Source organism: Sporosarcina ureae DSM 2281, assembly GCF_000425545.1.
In the GTDB taxonomy this organism is placed as follows: domain Bacteria; phylum Bacillota; class Bacilli; order Bacillales_A; family Planococcaceae; genus Sporosarcina; species Sporosarcina ureae.
This window is the reverse complement of the sequence record NZ_AUDQ01000017.1, coordinates 24191-44184: the sequence shown is the minus strand read 5'-3', so window position 1 is coordinate 44184 and position 19994 is coordinate 24191. Positions and strand designations below refer to the sequence as shown.

Here is a 19994-nt window from a genome sequence, read left to right as displayed (position 1 = left end):
TAATTCACCTTCTATTTTTAGTTAGCCATAGTTGAGCGGTCGCCAATCGCTTTCCAAAAGGCAGTAAGTACCACTCTTTTTCCTTCATTATACGTGATTTCAAGATGACGAAAAGGAATATGATTGCTCCAATGGCGACAGCTGACAGTGCAGTTAACGTTGAACTTGCGCGTGAGGATAGACCGTCAAACAGCCAATAGTTCGCTAAAAGCATCCAAGGAATTAATACCCCCGCCATTGCAACGCCTGCGCTAATCAGCACGGTATAAAAACGTCGCGAAGCCAATGGAAACTTCCAAAATCTCTTAAAGTAAATAATCAATAATACAGCAACGAGCGCGAACGAAATAGCGCCTGATACAGCAGCGCCTTCAATACCATATTGTCGAACCATCAGTGGCGTAGTCGACAGTTTTATTACGACGCCAAGCAACATGAGTAGCAGCGGCTCACGCACTTTTCCGCTCCCTTGAAGGATAGCTGTCAGTGGTAAAATAATCGACAACCAGAAAATCTGGATACAGAAGATGATTAGCGCGACAGATCCTGTGCGTGTTTGAAACAACATTTCATTGACAAAAGGGAGTACGAGAACCAATCCTATCGTCGCAGCCCAGCCGAATAAAATAGATGTCCGGAACGTCAAACTAATGAACGGTAACGCGCCTCGTCCATCACCTTTGGATGCATGGTGCGCGATTAACGGCACGAGCGCCAACGCCAACGTAGATGCAAGCAAAATACCCATTTGCGCAAGCGGCTGTCCCCTATCATAGACGCCTTTCATTTCCATTGCAGCCTCACTCATTGCACCCGCTTCAACTAATGCGTTATAGACCGTGAAAGAATCCACCAATTGAAATACTAACAAAATTAATGAACTTGCACTAACGCCGATGCTAATTTTGGTCAGATCTTTGATCACACGCCACGGCTTTACAGTAGCTACCGGCATACTTTCCCGTTGTAGGAAAAACCACGTCAAGAGTAAGACACCTACCACTTCACCTGCGATCGCCGCCCACATTGTAATTTCCCCTATTTTATAAAGCGATATTCCCGCACGTATTGCAATCCACGTACCCGCCAGAACAATGATTACTCTGAACAACTGCTCTGAGACGTTTGAAATGGCTACAGGTATCATTTGCCCTTCCGATTGAAAGACACCCTTTAGTACAGCCAGGAACGGTAGTACGAGAACGATATACGCACCGGTTTGCAAAACAGGTGCCAGGGCGGTGTCTCCCATTAATTCAGCAAAAAAAGTTGAACCAGAACGCAATAGCAGAAAAATCCCTATAGATAAAACGAGAAGATAGGCGAGTGACACGCGTAAAATCCCACGTGACTCCCCAGGACCTTTGCTTTCCGCAAGCAGCTTAGACACCGCGACAGCAAAACCCGAAGACGTCCAAACGATAAATATCCCGATGAATGGATATACTTGCTGATAAATATAGAATCCTTTATCTCCAACTAAGTTTTGAAATGGCACACGATAAACCGCACTCAGCACTTTGACGATGATAGCGGCAATAGTTAAAATCGATGCACCTTTCATAAACGACTTCATATTCCATTTAGTCAACGCCATATACGCGCCTCTTTCACTCAATAATGATTTCTAGTATACCATCTCATCATGTCAGAGTAGGCGTGTGACCGCAATCAATAAAATTATGACACCACTCATGAATGTTCCGAACTGCCCTACTGACATCTTACCAATTTGTACACCTGCCAGTTTCGCACCCAATCCCACACCAATAGACAATGTTATATAACTGCCAACAGCCGCAGATAATGCGATTGCAATCGGCGACAATGCCAAAAGACCTGCTCCAACACCGTTCGTTAATGCATTCGCAGAAAGCGCAATACCGAGTAGCAATGCTTCCCCAAGACTAATATGTGAAGATCCGTCAAAATCCATCTTTTCCGGTTCACTGAACACATTCGCTTGATGTTTTCTTTGTTGACGAAAGGCGATTATCATGATGCGTATTCCAATGACGCTAAGTACAGCAAATGCTATGAGATCAGGTAGTATGCCGGGTAACATTTCGGCCAGCCACGCACCGGAGATGATGCCGATCAAACTAAAGATAAAACAAATTGCCGCAATGAGTGCATTTGACGTGAATGGAATGCGGACCCTCTGTACCCCGTATGAAAGTCCGACTCCAAAGTTGTCAATGCTAGATGAAATTGCAAACCCTGCGATCAGTAGCCAAGTCATTCCGCTCCCTCCAGCCTATTTGGTTTTATCATACTATACGTGCACTATGAGGGAGGCGTGTGTGCGCTAGGCGCATAAAAGAATCAGTTTTTTCCATAGGCTTGGGGAGGCTGGGTTGGGATTTGTGCCGCAGACTACAAGTAGCTTGAAACTTTATTGTAGGGATTGACTGAAGTTATGATGATTTTTACTTATTTAAGGTCAAGACCAGACGAGATCGTAAACGCTTTGAGCGGTTGCGCGGCAAGTATGAGCGGTTGCAGATTGTGATAGAGCGGTTGTGCATGTAGATAGAGCGGAAGCCGCGCATCATAGAGCGGATAAACATGAACTATGAGCGTTTGTGAGAATTTATGAGCGCCGTCACCCCCGCACACATCAATAATCCTCGAACCAATGACCAAGAGTCCATCTAAAACATCGAACCATGCTAATTTCTCCTCAACCACTTACTTTATAAAATAAAAAACGTCTTCCCTATGCTTGATAGGAAAGACGTTTCATCATTCATCTTCAACTGGGATTAGGTAAAATCAGTTCCTTTGCAACGGATACACCTGTGCGCATTGCAGCTTTTCCTACTGCATGTGCAACAATTGTTGGGATACGGTCATCAAATGGATCCGGAATGATGTAATCATCGCGTAGATCTTCATCGTTGATTAAATCTGCAATCGCATATGTCGCAGCAAGCTTCATCTCTTCATTGATCTCTGTCGCTCTAACATCCAGTGCTCCACGGAAGATTCCAGGGAATGCCAAGACATTGTTGACTTGGTTAGGATAATCAGAGCGACCCGTCGCAATAATACGCACTCCATATTCGTCTGCCAATTCAGGCTTCAACTCTGGCATTGGATTCGCCAGTCCAAATACGATTGGATCTGTATTCATCAGTGCAATCAATTCCTTCGTTAGCAAGTTCGCAACAGATACACCGACGAATACATCTGCACCCTTCATTGCTTCTGCTAAGGAACCTTCGACTTTCTCGAGGTTCGTGATGCGTGACATTTCATGCTTGATGTCATTCATCGCATTCTCACGGCCTTCATAAATAATGCCTTTTGAATCACACATAATAATGTTTTCGAAGCCCATACTCAATAATAGTTTAGTAATTGCAATTCCAGCAGCACCCGCACCGTTCAAAACGATTTTCACTTCTTCCTTTTCTTTTCCAACTACCTTTAATGCGTTTAGTAATCCTGCACCTACTACAATTGCTGTACCATGCTGATCATCGTGGAAGATCGGAATACTACATTCTTCACGTAGTCTCCGTTCAATTTCGAAACAGCGAGGAGCAGAGATATCCTCGAGGTTTACAGCCCCAAATGTCGGGCTTATCGCCTTTACTATATTTACAATTTCATCTACATCTTTTGTATCTAGGCAAATCGGGAATGCGTCGATCCCTGCGAATTGCTTCAGCAATAAAGCCTTCCCCTCCATTACCGGCAAAGATGCTTCAGGACCGATATCTCCGAGTCCAAGTACAGCCGTTCCATCTGTCACAACCGCAACCAAATTCCCTTTAATTGTATATTCAAATGCAAGAGATGGGTCTCGAGCGATTTCTACACAAGGTTCGGCAACTCCTGGTGAGTACGCCAAACTTAAATCCTCTTTATTCTCTAACGGCACTTTCGAAACGACTTCCATTTTTCCATTGTGAATTTGATGCATGTGTAAAGAAGATTTGTAATTCCTGTTCATAATATCGCTCTCCCTGTCTGGTTTTTTGTTGTTCATTCGTGTTGGTAGTGATTATAAGCGCAAACGCAAAGTAAACACAAGCATCAATTTTCTACCAACTCCCAAAATTGAAAATTCGTAAGCGGTTACATTACTTCTATCTCGGGTTTTTCATAGCTTTTAAATATTTTTAAAAAAGTTTTGACATTTATGATTTTTCGTAGTATGTGAAACCTTTCACTTTTCAATTTATGCCTTGTGAAGCCCTTCACTAAGGGCTTTTGTGAAATGCTTCACGTAAAGAAAAGCGATCCCAAAAAGCGATTTATGTATGTAGTATGTGAAATATTTCACTTTTTAATTGATGAAAAATATTGAAATCTTTTCTACCATACAACCGCTCGAATAGGTATTATATGTAAGATTATCGTGTGTGATTCTTACAATTTATAGGTCAAATAAATTTTCTCTACTTGTCATTCATCTGAAAACAGCATATCGAATTATATTTTTATTGAATTACACATCAAAAAACTCACAATAGATTCATCTACTGTGAGTTTTGGTTAAAAATTTAATACTTTTATTAAATCCGTTTAACTTTCCATCTGTTTTGCCAAGAAATTGGCTGCCATCTCTGCCGCTTTTTGCTCGACCTCTCCAACAAAATGAACTTTTGATAGCAAATAGACTGCACCGATTGCGTCGCCATTTGTAATAATTGGTACAACACAATAAGATTTAACCTGCTCCACTTGACCTGGCACCCATTCTACCGTCTTCTCATGCTTCTCTATGACAGTAGACCGGCCGTTAAGGATTTCTTCGCACATCGGGGCCAACTGTCGATTCATATAGTCTTTCTTGGCAAGACCTGCTACCGCTAGCATCTCGTCGCGGTCACTAATTAGCGCAGGAGTACCAATCGTTTCATAAAGTGATTCTGCATATTCCACCGCAAATTCGCCAAGCTCTGAAATAGGTGAATACTTCTTTAAAATGACTTCCCCTTCTCGATCAGTGAATATCTCCAAAGGGTCCCCCTCACGAATGCGAAGTGTCCTCCTAATTTCTTTTGGTATAACTACTCTTCCCAAGTCATCAATTCTGCGGACAATACCCGTTGCTTTCATGTATAATGCCTCACTTTCTCGAAATTAAATGTATTTCTGAGAACAGTATGCATCAACATTGGTCATTTTATGCAATCGAGGTGTTACAAGGCATCTGTAGATTCTACTTCCTTTGCTGTTTCTTGCATCGTGTGTACCATATCTTCTACCATATCGAATTCCGTAAACTGATTAGACTTCTTTTCATTCACGGTTACAATAATTTGACCGTTGTCAATTGTCAGTCCAACCGCATGGCCAAACTTCAACGAACGTTCCATCAGCTTTGCACCGTCAGCACGAGCAGTTCCTTCTGCTGACAAGCGGATTTCCACTATACCTTGTATATTTTTAATGGATAGTACGCCTGCGTCACGTCCCCACGCTTTCATACGTCCAACACGGAGTAATAAGTCCGCTTCGAATGGCATATCACCAAAACGGTCTATCATCTCGTCGACAAGTTCCAAATAATCCTCATCGCCCGTAATGGCTTTTACGCGTTTATACATTTGAATCTTTTGATAACCGTCTTGAATGTATGATTCTGGAAGGTAAGCATTAATAGGCAAGGAAATTTCGACATCCACCTTGTCTTCTTTCACGACACCCGTCTGCCTTTCTTCTATTGCTTCTTGTAATAACTGCGAATACAGATCAAACCCAACAGAATCAATGAATCCGTGTTGCTGCGAACCAAGTAAGTTTCCTGCACCCCGAATGGATAGATCACGCATAGCAATTTTAAAGCCTGAACCAAGCTCAGTAAATTCTTTAATTGCTTGCAAGCGATTTTCGGCAACTTCTGTCAACACTTTATCACGCTGATAAAGCATATAGCTGTACGCTACGCGATTAGAACGACCGACCCGGCCTCGTAATTGATAAAGTTGTGATAGTCCCATGCGGTCTGCATCATGGACAATCAACGTATTGACGTTCGGAATATCGATTCCGGTTTCAATAATGGTCGTTGTAACGAGCACATCAAATTCTCCTTCGAGGAAACTCAAAATTACCGCTTCGAGAGCCGCCTCACCCATCCGACCATGCGCAGAGGCGATACGCGCTTCTGGTACCAAGTCACGAATTTCTTGCACTTTACGATCCATATCTTCTACGCGATTATATAAATAGAAGACCTGTCCGCCGCGTCCCATTTCCCGCTCAATCGCTTCACGAACGAGCCCACCATTATGTTCCATGACATATGTTTGGACAGGGAAACGATTGGCTGGTGGTGTTTCAATTACAGATAAATCGCGCACTCCAACCATCGACATATGCAAAGTCCTTGGTATGGGTGTTGCAGTCAATGTCAGTACGTCCACGTTATTTTTTAATTGCTTTAACTTTTCTTTATGCGTTACACCAAAACGTTGCTCTTCATCAACTACGAGAAGCCCAAGGTCCTGATAAACTACGTCTTTTGACAATAAGCGATGTGTACCGATGACAATGTCGATAGTACCCGCTTTCACCCCTTTAATCGTTTCATCTTGCTCTTTCTTAGAACGGAAACGATTAAGAACTGAAACTGTCAGAGGATAATCTGCAAAACGTTCTTTCATCGTCTCGTAATGTTGCTGCGCCAGAATGGTAGTTGGCACTAAGAACGCCACTTGTTTACCGTTCGTCACAGCTTTAAATGCTGCACGGATCGCAACTTCCGTTTTTCCGTATCCTACATCTCCGCATAATAATCGGTCCATAGGTCGTACACTTTCCATATCTTTCTTAATTTCATTGATGGATTGTAACTGGTCCTGTGTTTCTTCGTAAGGGAAAGCGTTTTCGAATGAACGCTGCAAATCATCATCTTCACTGAATGCAAAGCCTCTTTCCGCTTCCCGTCTGGCATATAACTTGATCAAGTCATCCGCAATATCCTGAATGGCCGCTGTGACTTTTCGTTTTGTTTTGACCCAATCCGTACCGCCAAGTTTATGTAGCTTCGGCTCTTTCTCTCCGGAGGCAACATACTTTTGGATTAAATCAATCTGATCAGCTGGCACGAAGAGTTTATCCTCGCCGCGATAACGAATATCCAGGTAGTCTTTCTGGATGCCTTTAACGTCCAGTGTAACTACGCCATAGTATTTCCCAATACCATGATGAACATGGACAATATGGTCGCCCGGCTTGATCTCCGAATAACTTTTAATGCGTTCAGCATTCGTTAGTTTAGGCGGACGCGCTTTTCGTTTCGGCTTACCAGTAAATAATTCAGAGTCTGTAATAACTGCAAGTTTCTGAAACGGCAATTCAAACCCCGCAGACAAATCCCCTTCTATAATGGACAGCACACCTTCTTTACTAGGCTTGCCATCTATCGTTGCTTCTATATCATACTCTCGTAAAATCTCTTGAATTTTCTTCATTCTCTCAGTTGAAGAAGCCAATAGAAAGACATTATAGTTCCCTTGTTTCCAACGTTCTATTTCACTTTTCAACAGTGGCATCTGACTGTGGAACTGTTGCATTGGCTTACAGGAAATCGAAATAGACTTCTTGATAGTAAAGCCAGGTACTGTACGTGTAAACAGAGATAAGTAGAGTCGCTGTTGACTAATATCCGTAAGTACTTGCTCATATTTCCAAGCGAGTTTCGTGTCATGCAACATTTTTCCATCTTCAAGCATGGCAAGCTGGTATTCCTGTTCTTCGGATTCCAAAGTAGCCACAGATTCTTGTATTCGCCCTAGCTCGTCAAATAGTATGACACCATTTGCAGGGAAATAATCAGTCAGCATGGCGCTCGCTTCAGTAGAAAATGAAGCGTATTTCTTCATCGTGTCTGGCACAATTCCGTCTTTCATCATGCCGATGTCCTGCATGATTGTCATCAATAGTTGCTGCTGCAATTCTTCACTTTTGATTTTATTCAAACTATCACCAAGCGCTTGCTCCACTCTTTCTGAAACTTGCTGTAATTCATTAGGCGTCCAGATGAATTCGGTCGCTGGCAATAACGTAATGGAGTCCAATTTGCCTGTTGAACGCTGGTCTTCCGCTGAAAATGTCCGAATGGAATCAATCGTCGTATCGAATAACTCAATACGGACAGGTTCTGCCATCGTTAGCGGATAAATATCTAGTATTCCACCGCGTAACGCAAATTCACCCGGTGCGCTCACCATTTCTTTTCGTATATAGCCCATGGATACTAGGTTTTCTAGCCAGTTGCTTATATCAATCTCTTCATCTGTTGAAGCTGTTACGTAATGCGCCAACCACCGTTCCTTTGACGGCAACAATTTCCGCAATCCTGCAACCGGTGTAATATAAATACCACTGCCTGTACGCGCCATGTGATCCAGTGTATCAATCCTACCGGCACGCAGTTCATAACTTGCAAATGAAAAGTCTGCAGCAACAAGTTCTTCTGCGGTGTATAAGTGAATGTCTTTGTCGCCGACCAACTTGCTCAAGTCTTCATACGTTCGCTGTGCTTGAAGCATATTTGGCGAAACAATCAAGACAGGACGTGTCAGTGATTGTTGAATCAATTTAAAGAAAACTGCTTTGGATCCGCCCGAAAGACCTGTGATCAACTGCTGGTCCTGCCCGTCTTCCAAGTCGTTCAGCAAGCCTTGAATCTCTTTCTCTTCTAGAAAAAGCTGTTCTATTACTCCCACTCGACTATTCCTCCTTATCTCTTAAATTAGTCTATCTCTTTATATTGAACAGAATGTTTTATGCACAAAAAGCTTTGGCTATCAGCGCCAAAGCATCTGTTACTTATTGTAACCATTTTTTTAAGGTGTAATAATCCGGATACGTCTGCAAGGATTGCTCGCAGTGTTCACAAATACATCGTATATGCAGACCACCATCCGTATCTACGGTCAAAAATGAACTTTTATCTTCACCGTCTATTTGACTGAGGGTATCCTTGACCGATTCAAATGGAATGGAACCGATTTCCGTATGACAGTGATTACAAGAATAACGGATCATATTCACTTCACCTTCCTTTTTCAAAGTATAGGCAAAGTGCTGATATATTATGCTTACCCGTTAAATTTATTCATCACTTCAAGGAATGGTAGTTTTTTTGTCGTCCATTCTTCACAGGCATCTGCGCTTTTTTGAATTGAGTCCTCAATCAATGGTTGCTCGTCCTTGCTAAAAGGAGACAAGACGTAGTCAGCGACCTTCATCCCACCAATTGGACGATCAACGCCAATTCGAATGCGGTTGAATTCAGTAGTACCTAGATGTGCAATGAGTGACTTCATACCATTATGACCGCCCGCACTGCCTTTTTGACGAAGTCGGATTTTGCCGGCAGGTAAATCCAAATCATCGTATAACACGACCATTTCTTCATCGTCCACTTCAAAATAATCCGCCAAAGGACGGACACATTCTCCGGACAAGTTCATATAGGTCATCGGTTTCAATAGTATCACTTTGCCTTCAACTGTATGGACAGTCGTAAATTGACCATTAAATTTTTGCTGGAATGCTGGAGCTTGCCATCGTTTAGCCAATTCATCGATAACTTGAAAGCCAATATTATGACGCGTGTTTTCATAGTTCTTCCCGGGATTTCCGAGACCAATTAGTAATTTCATGTTCTTCTCTTCCTTTTCTAAATGATATATAAACATAGAAAAGGAGCGCACGGTTCAAACTCGTGCGCCCATTTTGTAACTTATTTCTCTTCTTTATCTTCACCGATTACTTCCGGCTCAGCTCCAGTGTTTTCTGTCGCTTCATCTAATGCTTCCAATTCTTCTTCAGTACGTGGTGCAGAAATAGTTACTAATCCTACTTCGTCTTCAGTTACGATTTCAAACTTCACTTTGTCGCGGATATCTCCAACAAGAATTGTTTCACCAATTTCAAGTTCTGAAACATCTATGTCGATATGATCAGGAATGTCAGAAGGCTTTACGCGAATTGTAACTTCCCATACCGGTTGTTGAATTGTTCCGCCTGCTTTTTCACCTGGCGCATCTCCAACAAGGTTGATCGCTACGTCTACTTCAAGCTCTTCTGTCATGTTGATCGCCAAGAAGTCAGCGTGTGTAAGGAAACCAGTCAATACGTCAGCCTGATAATCGTTTAATACGACGTTTACATCGTTGCCGTCTACAGTTAATTTGATTACACCGTTTCTTCCTGTTTCACGAAGTGTGTCTAGAAGATCGCGCTCTTTTACTGCGATTGGAGTGCTTTCCGTTTTATAGCCGTATACTACGGAAGGAATCCATCCGCTTTTTCTTAATTCGCTTACTGTCTTCTTGTCAGTTTCTCTTAAATTTGACTTAATTGTGCTCATTTGTATACTCACCTATCCTATCAAAAAGTTTTTTAAAAATCTTTTGGTTTTCAATATCAGAAGATATCAGTTAAATTATTATTACTCAAATAATGTACTTACAGACTTGTTCTCAAACACACGAATAATTGCAGATGCCAACAAAGGCGCAATCGATAGCTGTTTAATTTTTGGAGATTGTTTACTTTCCGGCAATTTAATAGAATTCGTAATCACTAACTGCTTGATTTTAGAATTATTAATGCGCTCAATCGCTGGTCCGGATAAAACAGGGTGTGAACAACAAGCATACACTTCTTTTGCTCCACTTTCAATTAGGGCGCTCGCAGCAATCGTGATAGTACCGGCTGTATCGATGATATCATCAATTAGAATAGCTGTTTTCCCTTCTACATTGCCAACGATATTCATCACTTCCGCTACGTTCGGACGCGGACGACGCTTATCGATAATGGCAATAGGTGCCTTCATACGATCCGCCATTTTACGTGCACGTGTTACACCACCATGGTCAGGTGAAACGATAACAAGATCTTCTAATCCTTGACCCTGGAAATACTCCGTTAGGATTGGCTCTGCAATCAAATGATCAATTGGAATATCGAAGAAACCTTGGATTTGTGGTGCATGCAAGTCTACTGCGATTACACGATCAGCACCTGCTTTTTCTAGTAAATTTGCAACTAATTTAGCCGTTATAGGTTCACGTGAACTCGCTTTACGGTCTTGACGTGCATACCCGTAGTATGGCATGACCACGTTAATCGTACGCGCAGATGCACGCATTAAGGCATCTAGCATAATGAGAAGTTCCATTAAGTTATCGTTGACCGGATTAGAAGTAGATTGAATAACGAATACTTCACAGCCACGGATGCTTTCATCGATATTGATTTGGATTTCTCCGTCACTAAAACGTTTGACTGAGAGCTTGCCGAGCGGAAGCCCGACTTGATCTGCTACTTCTTTTGCAAGTGGTTCGTTCGCGGTTAAAGAAAATATTTTCAGTTTGTCGTTTGGATATTGATTTGCCATGATGGCCCTCCTGTTGGTTGGGTAAGATTAGTTTTTTACGTATCCTTCTTTATTCTCTTGCCGAACGCGTCCAATTGCAAGTGAATTTTCCGGAACATTTTTTGTGACTGTGGATCCCGCTGCCACAATCGCATTTTTTCCTATCGTGACCGGTGCGACCAAATTGGCATTGCAGCCAATAAATGCATTGTCTTCTATCTCTGTTTTGTACTTGTTTTTTCCATCGTAATTCACAGTAATCGTACCACAGCCAACGTTAACATTCTTTCCAATTTCTGTATCCCCTATGTAGCTGAGGTGAGAAACTTTACTATCGTCACCAAGCTGAGATTTTTTCACCTCAACAAAGTTACCTACTTTGACATGATCACCGAGCTGTGTTTCAGGACGTAAGTGTGCAAAAGGACCAACTGCTGTCTGATTTCCAACTGTACTATCACGAACAACAGAAGAATGAATCGTTGTGTGGTCGCCCACCGTACTGTTTTGAATATGGCTGTTAGGACCAATGACACATTGTGAGCCGATTTTTGTAGCTCCTTCAATGAGGACACCAGGTTGGATGACAGTATCACGGCCAATCTCAGCTTCTGCACTGATCACTGTCTGCTCAGGGCTAATAATTGTGACACCGTTACGCATATGCTTTTCCGCAATCAGTTGGCGCATACTTTTTTCAGCTTGTGCTAGTGCCACGCGGTCGTTCACGCCTAGTGTTTCATGAAAATCCGGTGTCGTATAAGCTGATATTCGCTGTCCTTCAGATTTTAAAATTCCTAATACGTCTGGGAGATAATACTCGCCTTGTGCGTTATCATTGTTCACTTTTTTTAGTGTGTCGAATAACACCCGGTTGTCAAAGCAGTAAGTACCTGTATTAATCTCCTTAACAAGACGCTCTCCGTCGTTTGTGTCTTTATGTTCGACGTTTCGCACTACGTCACCGTTTTCGGCACGGATGATGCGACCGTAACCCGTTGGATCATCTGCAATTGCAGTAAGTATTGTCGCCTTGGCTTCTGTTTTATGATGATGCGCAAGGAGCGCTGCCATCGTTTCTGTGCTGATCAATGGTGTGTCGCCGCAGACAACCAGTGTTGTGCCATCAAGATCCGCAAGTACCTTCTCGGCTTGCTGCACGGCATGTGCAGTGCCTAGTTGCTCTGCCTGCAGAGCGTATTCACTTTTGCCGCCCAACGTTTGCTCTACCATCTCGGCACCGTGTCCGACAATCGTGACGATCCGATCTGAGTGGAGATCGCGAATGTGATCGATCACATGCTCAACCATCGGCTTGCCACAGACTGGATGAAGTACTTTATAAAGATCCGACTTCATTCGCGTGCCCTGTCCTGCAGCTAGGACAATCGCATATGTATTTGTCATCTGTCAGCCTCCATCCTTTTTTGATAAATTCATAATTGACTATATCGGAAACGATTGATTTTTTCAAGCATATCCCCTTGACAATTACATAACTTTATTTTATCATTATTGATCTTTTTGCGATTATATTGGTATAGGAATAAAAAGGCAGGTACATTTTGACGAAGTGTTCAAACTAACTGGTTATTGCAACGGTGAGTTAATTAGTAAGTAAGCGGGGATGGAAGCTCCAGTTGGCGGACGCTTTAATCCTAGTGAAAAAGTGAGGTTGCTTTTTTACTCACTGTAGGTAGTATTTGAATTATTGTTGTATTTTAACTTACGCAAGTTCAAGATCAACACCAATCCTTATCCCGATATCCATGCAGGCTTCTAAATTTCCATTTCAAAATGATAAAAAGGCCATCTAATCAAACAGATGGCCTTTTTAAGGATACGACGTATGGAAACGCTTACTCTAAGTTAATAAAATTATAGAACAACCTCTTGCAATTCCCCTCGCTGTTCATCTACTTGATGATAAGCCGCCAGGATGGACTCCTGTACTTTCGTCCGTGCATCCGAATTAATCGGATGCGCCACATCGCGGAACTCCCCATCCGGTGTGCGTTTGCTCGGCATTGCCACAAATAATCCGTCATTCCCCTCGATGACTCGAATATCATGGATGACAAACTGATCGTTAAGCGTAATGGAGGCTATTGCTCTCATTCTACCTTCCGTGTCTACCTTGCGTAATCTCACATCTGTGATCTCCATTTTCCCCACTCCCTTGTTGTCGTTTTCACACTGAACGTATTCTAGGTTAGTTGGCATGATTACTTTTTTAACCATAATACTGGTGCTGATTCTATAATACTAGTTTTCATACCAAATGAAAATAGAATCTTTTGTGAATTTTTTAATATTTGTATATTACTTCATATTTTCAGCTAGTTTCATCCTAATCACTTTCTATTAACAAGAAAAACCCGACACGATCTTGACTAGATCATGTCGGGCTTCGCATTCAATTACTCACAAATCGCAATTGCTTCGATTTCTACTCGTACGTCTTTTGGAAGACGGGCCACTTCTACTGTCGAGCGAGCTGGTTTATGCTCTCCGAAGTATTCTTCATAAATGGCATTTAACGCTCCAAATTCATTCATATCTTGAATAAACACTGTCGTTTTAATGACTTTTTGTAAACTTGAACCTGCTTCTTCCAGTACTTTGCTTAAATTTCGAAGAACTTGGTTCGTCTGTTCTTCTATCCCGCCACCTATCACTTCGCCTGCAAGTGTCAAAGGAATCTGTCCTGACGTGTACACTACACCGTTCACTTTTACTGCTTGTGAATACGGTCCAATTGCCTGTGGTGCTTGTTCTGTTTTTACATATTCCATAACTCATTACCGCCTCTCGTGAAATAATTTCCTTCTTCCAACTCGATCTTACGGTGTTTCTCATCGACTGCACGTAATTTTACTAATGAAAGATAATCATCTACCAGAACTTCTTCGAGGTGTTCGGCTTCTACCAAGACCGCCACGCCACCCAGTTCACAGTTGAATTCTTCAAGCAAGCTTTTCATGCCCTGCATCGTGCCGCCAACCTTCATAAAATCATCTGTCAACAATACTTTTTGACCACTCTGCATACTTCTCTTTGACAGCACCATTGTTTGGATCCTGCGTGCAGAGCCAGACACGTAATTAATGCTGACAGTAGGACCTTCCGTCACTTTGCTGTCTCGTCGCACCACGATGACAGGCACGTTCAAATGACGGGCAATCGCATGCGCAATCGGAATGCCTTTCGTTGCAACCGTCATAATTACGTCAATTTCTTTATCAAAGAAAGCTGTCGCAATTACCTTGCCAATTCGATCGAGAAAACGGGGATTTCCCAACAAGTCCGTCATATACAGATAACCGCCAGGAAGTAGTCGATCCGATTTTCTTAGTTCATTCATTAATGAATGAATGACTTCTTTTATTTCCTCACGACCGACTAACGGGATATATTTAATACCACCAGCAGCACCTGAAATCGTCACTAGACGACCCGTGCTGCTCTCTTCAAATGTCTCTTTCAAAATACCAAGATCTTCACTAATTGAGGACTTGGCGGCTGAATACCGGTTCGAAAAAAACGTCAAAGAAATGAGTGTGTGTGGATTTTCCAGCAAATGACGTGTCATATCAACAAGCCTTTCACTTCTTTTCCATTTCATATAATACCGACTCCTAAATCCGAATGATTTATAAGTAGATTATCATAATCGTCCGGCATTAATCAACTACAATAGGTTCCCCAAGCATACGCACGGCATGTACATCTTGGCAAAACCCTTTTAAGGCATTTACTATTTTCGGCACACGCGATTCATGTTTCACCAGCCCGAATACAGTTGGACCGCTACCGCTCATTAAAACAGCGTCTGCTCCAAAACGCTCCATTTGCTCCTTGAGTATGACAACTTCCTTATGAAGACCCATCGTCACAGGCTCTAGCACATTCCCTAGCGATGCGCACATCTTGTCATAATTACTTTCTTGCAATGCTTCCATCATACGCTCTGTTTGCGGATGCGTAATAGAAGACAAGTTTAACTGTCCATAAATATTGCCGGTCGATACACCGATTGTCGGTTTCGCCAGCACGACCCAGCAGTTAGGTGGAGCAGGTAGATGTGTGATGTCTTCCCCTCGCCCTCTTGCAATCGCAGTGCCACCATATACGCAAAATGATACATCTGATCCGATTTCTGCACCTAGGACAGCCAGCTCGTCCAAAGACAATCCGAGTTCCCATAGACGGTTTAATCCACGAAGAGTCGCGGCTGCATCTGAACTCCCACCAGCCAGTCCTGCAGCAATTGGGATATTCTTATCTAGAGTAATTTCAACTCCATAATCCAAGCGATAGCGTTTGCGCAATAAATCCGCTGCTTGGTACGCCAAGTTTTTGCGATCATTCGGCACAAATCGATGAGATGACTGAATCGTAATGGCATGGTCCATCGTTGGACGAAGCCAAATACGATCAGCTAAATCAACCGTTGTCATAATCATCTCGACATCATGATAGCCATCCGGCCGTTTGCTCAACACATCTAATGTTAAGTTGATCTTCGCAGGCGCCTTTTCGTAAATCATGATAAAAGCTCCCTCCCCACTGCATTGTTCTTGCTCATATATTACCACAGAATGAATAGAACATAAGGGGATTAAATAAAAAAAAGAACTGCAAAGGCTTCGTAATTCATTTTGTTACGTCAATTTTCGTTCCATAGTTCTGTAGCAGATGTTTTCCTACAGCTATTTTTGAACGAATAGAATTTCATTTGTTATTTGCGCAAGATCTTTTCCATTGCTTTCCCCTTTGCCAACTCATCAATCAGCTTATCCAAATAACGTATTTCCTGCATCGTTGATTCTTCTATTTCTTCCACTCTAACTCCACATATAACACCTTTGATTAGCGCCCGTGAAGAATTCAACTTCGGAGCTTCCGCAAAGAAAGTTTCAAAGTCTGTCTGTTTTTCCAACTGTACTTCCAGCTCTTCTTGGCTGTATCCCGTCAACCAACGAATGATTTCATCGACTTCTGATTTTGTGCGTCCTTTTTTCTCTACTTTTTTAATATAGAGCGGATAGACCTTGGCAAAACTCATCGTATAAATCTTATGTGTAGTCATCGTTCACCCTCCAATCATCTATTACTAATTATATTTTCTACTTGAAGAACGATGTCCGACAGCAAAGCCGCGGCATGTTGTCTAGTACTTAAGCGAGGAGACTGTCCGCTCCAAAGATGAATCCATTCGGGACGATTTTGCTTGGCAGCTTCACTACGAATCCCTGTTGTCAATGTGTTCATGATAGGATAATCCGGTAGATCTTCTTCATAAGGTTTTATTTCACGGATAAAATCATTTTGAATGCCTCTAGCTGGTTTACCACTAAATACGGATGTAATGACAGTTTGATCTTCCGTGCTTTCGAGAATGGCATCGATATGTTGTGTTTTCGCTCCGCTTTCAACAGCCGTCACGAATGCAGTCCCCATTTGAACCGCTTGTGCTCCGAGTGTAAGAGCTGCTAAGACACCTCTTCCGTCCATAATACCTCCTGCAGCAATTACTGGAATGTGTACATGATCTGCAGCTTGAGGAACAAGCGACATCGTTCCGATCATGGAATCACTGAAGCTTCCTGAAAATGTACCACGATGTCCCCCCGCTTCGCTTCCTTGCATGACAACCATATCAACCCCACACTCTTCATTGATAATTGCTTCTCTTACAGTTGTAGCAGTCCCCATCACGATGATGTTTTCTTTCTGTAATCGTTGGACAATATTTTTTGATGGTACGCCGAATGTGAAACTACAGACCGCTATCGCTTCTTGAATTATGACTTCCACTTGCTTATCAAAATTTGCCGTAGAGACTTCCTTTACTTCAGGCTCAACCACGTGTAACTCTTCACGATAAGGTCGTAATAATTCATTGGCCTTTTTAATCTTATCCTTGGATATCTCTGACACCTCAGGAATAAACAAATTGACCCCGAAAGGCTGATCCGTTAATTTCTTAATCTTTTTTATCACTTCTCTCATATCTTCTGCCCTCATATAACCTGCCCCGAGCGTACCCAGGCCCCCCGCATTGGATACTGCAGCTATTAATTCAGGTGTGGTCGTACCGCCAGCCATTCCCGCTTGAATAATTGGGTATGTAATTCCAAGTGATTTTGTTACCTTATTGTTATTCCACATCTTGTTGAACCCCCTCTTCAATGTGTACTTTACATAGTAGCGTTGTTGTTCTTCTCTCCCTTACGTCTCATCAATATTTTATTTCCCAGCCAATAACCGATTATTGCGGCCAGAAGCATGAGTAAAATCGATAACAGTGAATGCATGTCAGGATTAAGTAATTCCTTGAACAAGCTAACCATACCGACAAAGACACCCACGAATAATGCCCTGCCTACATTTCCTTTCATCACATTCCTACCTCCGTTTTCCGGATTTACCTAAAGCCCCTAGAGAATAGTCTTACGTATATGAATATTCTTTCCATCATAACGTAAATCATAGAAGATTGGTGCTGCCTTGTTCGTTCTAAGTAATAGAAAAGGAGCTGCAAATGTATTTCATTCTGCAACCCTGGTATTGTACATATTATTTTATCATTGAATTTGGTAGGTACACTAAATTCGCCGCTGTACTTACATTGTCATCATTCACTGTTAGTACCACCACATAACCAGTCTTTTCCCACCCTGAATTGAACGTAGTTTCATAGTCCGTGTCAGAGTAATAGTCCGCTCCAAACTCACGTTGTGCATGCTCGTTTAATTCATTATACATCGCAAACATTTCATCTGAAGTATGATAGGTATCTTCTCCACCCATAAAGTCATAGGTTATGAACTGTAACTTATTGTTTTCGAAGTAGTAAATTAAATCTGTATAGTAATTATACTTTGTTGTCCGATAGATCAATAATCGTTTATTTCCTTCACGTAAATTCGAAAGCAATATTGCAGGCGACTTCGATTCAACACGTATCACTTGAGCTGGATCCATTCCAAAGTGAATTCCTCTTGTCACCATAACTGGAGGCGCAGGTCGGAACGCAGGATCCATAGCTCTTGCTACGAATGCAGCAATATGCGAACGAGTTAATGTTTCATTCGGTTTAAATGTACCGTCAGGATAGCCTGAGGTGATATTTTCAAAAGCCAGTTTACGCACGGCACTATACGCCGTAGAACCCTTCGATACATCTTTAAATCGAATGTCTTTTTCTTTGGTCAGTTTAAACGCGTTCGCGATGAAGGCAGCCATATGACCACGTGTCACCTTTTGCGTAGGCTTGAACGTACCATCAGGATAGCCATTGATGATTTTTGCTTTCACAGCAGAGTTGATGTAACCAGAGGAATACCTGCTCGCAGGAACATCTTTAAATTTCGTCTTTGCTTTCTTTCCATCCAACCCTGTCGCTTTAGCCACCATGATGGCGACTTCTTCGCGTGTCACTTTATCATTCAACCCAAAGCGCGCACTTGGCTCAATCACTCTATTCTCCAATAAATACATAATAGCAGTATAGTTCGGATGATTTTTCGGTACGTCTGTAAATATTTTAGAAGAAGCTTGTGTTTTAGGAGCTACTGAAAACGTCAATACGAGTATTAAAATTATTGCAAAAACCTTTTTCATGCGTATTTATCCCCTTTTTCCATAAGATGTAATGACTATATCACGTTAATTAGCTAAAATGATAAATACGCGAAAACATATTGTATTACTACACAAATGGATTAAATTCGCTAAATAAATAATTGAAATTCATGCATATATACTAATACAAGTCACTTTTCTAGTGATCACAATGCTACATCTTTCTATTTGACTTGTTTCTAGACTAATCAAGTAGAAAGGTGATCAAGTACATTTTTTATTCAATTGTTTAAAAATCCCAAAAATTATAATTGAACATAAGAAATAACTGCAAAGCCATATTGCCTTTGCAGTTTCTTCTGTCAGCCTGTTTTGGATTCTACGGACATTAGTTGGATTATTTCTTCTCCTCCACTTGTCTACTCGCCATTTCAATTGCATGTTTTACCATGTTTCCTGCATCACGTGAGCGAATACCGCCCCAGCCTTCTTTCTGCACTACATCATAGAAGCCAAGCTCTTTCGCGATTTCTTCTTTCAATTGATCTGACATGACGCCTTTTCTCGCCATTATAGTTTCCTCCTTTTCGGCTGACATATGTAGTGTATGCCGTTAAGGGTAAATTACACTTCATTTATGTAACATAATAAAAAAACCCGCCAGAACATTCCGGCGGATTCACTAGAGAATAAATTAAAATAGCATAATAAATTATTTGATGATAAAGGCCGTTTGGTCCGAACCATCAAGGACTGTTATTTCAACCGCTTCGGTTAAAATATCAGCATAGCTGTAAGAAACTCTTTCAAACGCATTGTCATCCTGATCCAACTCTACTACGAAAACGGCACGATACGTATCGCGCAAAACTCCAGCATGTTCGATCGTCTTCTTACGACCACCATTTGCTTTCAAGTGGAGACGTTTCCCTAAATGAGCGTCCAGTGACTTTTTAATGTCTGCTAATGTTTTTGGCATGTTACTTACACCTCACTAAATACAAGCATAACATTTTTACATGCGTTTGTCAACAAAATTTTTATTTTA

21 protein-coding genes are annotated in these 19994 nt (G+C 41.8%); all 21 read right to left on the bottom strand.

From position 1 onward, the window contains the following. Window positions 1–4 precede the first annotated feature (4 nt). The 21 genes from H605_RS0114470 to veg all read right to left on the bottom strand — a co-directional run bounded on the left by H605_RS0114470 (window position 5) and on the right by veg (window position 19925). On the bottom strand, window positions 5–1597 hold the full coding sequence (locus H605_RS0114470) for a putative polysaccharide biosynthesis protein (protein WP_029054881.1): 1593 nt from the start codon (window positions 1595–1597) through the stop codon (window positions 5–7). Window positions 1598–1648: 51 nt separating this feature from the next. Beyond that, window positions 1649–2242: a sporulation membrane protein YtaF gene (ytaF, locus tag H605_RS0114465; protein ID WP_029054880.1), complete on the bottom strand. Its 594-nt coding sequence runs from the start codon at window positions 2240–2242 to the stop codon at window positions 1649–1651. A gap of 191 nt (window positions 2243–2433) precedes the next feature. Further along, the gene (locus H605_RS19255; protein WP_029054879.1) at window positions 2434–2691 is read right to left on the bottom strand and encodes a hypothetical protein; all 258 of its coding nucleotides are present in this window, start codon (window positions 2689–2691) and stop codon (window positions 2434–2436) included. 64 nt (window positions 2692–2755) lie between these two features. Then, window positions 2756–3961 (bottom strand): NAD(P)-dependent malic enzyme, encoded by a 1206-nt coding sequence (locus tag H605_RS18030; protein WP_037562171.1) that lies wholly within the window; start codon window positions 3959–3961, stop codon window positions 2756–2758. Between the two features lie 575 nt (window positions 3962–4536). After that, window positions 4537–5073: a stage V sporulation protein T gene (gene spoVT / locus H605_RS0114450; RefSeq protein WP_029054878.1), complete on the bottom strand. Its 537-nt coding sequence runs from the start codon at window positions 5071–5073 to the stop codon at window positions 4537–4539. Between the two features lie 83 nt (window positions 5074–5156). Further along, the gene (mfd, locus tag H605_RS0114445; RefSeq protein WP_029054877.1) at window positions 5157–8690 is read right to left on the bottom strand and encodes a transcription-repair coupling factor; all 3534 of its coding nucleotides are present in this window, start codon (window positions 8688–8690) and stop codon (window positions 5157–5159) included. A gap of 103 nt (window positions 8691–8793) precedes the next feature. Further along, a complete protein-coding gene (locus tag H605_RS18730; RefSeq protein ID WP_081657957.1) occupies window positions 8794–9012 on the bottom strand; it encodes an anti-sigma-F factor Fin in 219 nt (72 codons plus the stop codon). 53 nt (window positions 9013–9065) lie between these two features. Then, window positions 9066–9632 (bottom strand): aminoacyl-tRNA hydrolase, encoded by a 567-nt coding sequence (gene pth, locus H605_RS0114440; RefSeq protein ID WP_029054876.1) that lies wholly within the window; start codon window positions 9630–9632, stop codon window positions 9066–9068. An 80-nt stretch (window positions 9633–9712) separates the two neighbouring features. Next, window positions 9713–10342: a 50S ribosomal protein L25/general stress protein Ctc gene (locus H605_RS0114435; RefSeq protein ID WP_037562170.1), complete on the bottom strand. Its 630-nt coding sequence runs from the start codon at window positions 10340–10342 to the stop codon at window positions 9713–9715. A gap of 81 nt (window positions 10343–10423) precedes the next feature. After that, window positions 10424–11377, bottom strand: a complete 954-nt coding sequence (locus H605_RS0114430; RefSeq protein ID WP_029054874.1) for a ribose-phosphate diphosphokinase — start codon at window positions 11375–11377, stop codon at window positions 10424–10426. A 27-nt stretch (window positions 11378–11404) separates the two neighbouring features. Next, window positions 11405–12763, bottom strand: coding sequence for a bifunctional UDP-N-acetylglucosamine diphosphorylase/glucosamine-1-phosphate N-acetyltransferase GlmU (gene glmU / locus H605_RS0114425; RefSeq protein WP_029054873.1), 1359 nt, complete (start codon window positions 12761–12763; stop codon window positions 11405–11407). Between the two features lie 471 nt (window positions 12764–13234). Continuing rightward, window positions 13235–13522 carry a septation regulator SpoVG gene (gene spoVG / locus H605_RS0114420; RefSeq protein ID WP_029054872.1) on the bottom strand — a complete coding sequence of 96 codons (288 nt, stop codon included), beginning with the start codon at window positions 13520–13522 and terminating at the stop codon, window positions 13235–13237. Between the two features lie 254 nt (window positions 13523–13776). Then, window positions 13777–14151 (bottom strand): RidA family protein, encoded by a 375-nt coding sequence (locus tag H605_RS0114415; RefSeq protein WP_029054871.1) that lies wholly within the window; start codon window positions 14149–14151, stop codon window positions 13777–13779. Continuing rightward, window positions 14139–14981 (bottom strand): pur operon repressor, encoded by an 843-nt coding sequence (gene purR / locus H605_RS0114410; protein WP_029054870.1) that lies wholly within the window; start codon window positions 14979–14981, stop codon window positions 14139–14141. The genes H605_RS0114415 and purR overlap by 13 nt, the downstream gene beginning before the upstream one ends. 58 nt (window positions 14982–15039) lie before the next feature. Then, complete coding sequence (gene ispE / locus H605_RS0114405) at window positions 15040–15906, bottom strand: 4-(cytidine 5'-diphospho)-2-C-methyl-D-erythritol kinase (protein WP_029054869.1); 867 nt, start codon at window positions 15904–15906, stop codon at window positions 15040–15042. 191 nt (window positions 15907–16097) lie between these two features. Continuing rightward, window positions 16098–16448 (bottom strand): DUF2200 domain-containing protein, encoded by a 351-nt coding sequence (locus H605_RS0114400; protein WP_029054868.1) that lies wholly within the window; start codon window positions 16446–16448, stop codon window positions 16098–16100. A gap of 14 nt (window positions 16449–16462) precedes the next feature. Next, on the bottom strand, window positions 16463–17530 hold the full coding sequence (locus H605_RS0114395) for an NAD(P)H-dependent flavin oxidoreductase (protein ID WP_029054867.1): 1068 nt from the start codon (window positions 17528–17530) through the stop codon (window positions 16463–16465). A gap of 29 nt (window positions 17531–17559) precedes the next feature. After that, window positions 17560–17763, bottom strand: a complete 204-nt coding sequence (locus H605_RS0114390) for a hypothetical protein (RefSeq protein ID WP_029054866.1) — start codon at window positions 17761–17763, stop codon at window positions 17560–17562. A gap of 175 nt (window positions 17764–17938) precedes the next feature. Beyond that, window positions 17939–18985, bottom strand: a complete 1047-nt coding sequence (locus H605_RS18470; RefSeq protein ID WP_029054865.1) for an S-layer homology domain-containing protein — start codon at window positions 18983–18985, stop codon at window positions 17939–17941. Between the two features lie 358 nt (window positions 18986–19343). Then, a complete protein-coding gene (locus tag H605_RS0114380; RefSeq protein WP_029054864.1) occupies window positions 19344–19517 on the bottom strand; it encodes a small, acid-soluble spore protein, alpha/beta type in 174 nt (57 codons plus the stop codon). Window positions 19518–19658: 141 nt separating this feature from the next. Next, entirely contained in the window at window positions 19659–19925 is a 267-nt protein-coding gene (veg, locus tag H605_RS0114375) for a biofilm formation stimulator Veg (RefSeq protein WP_029054863.1), read from the bottom strand. Between the last annotated feature and the right edge of the window lie 69 nt (window positions 19926–19994).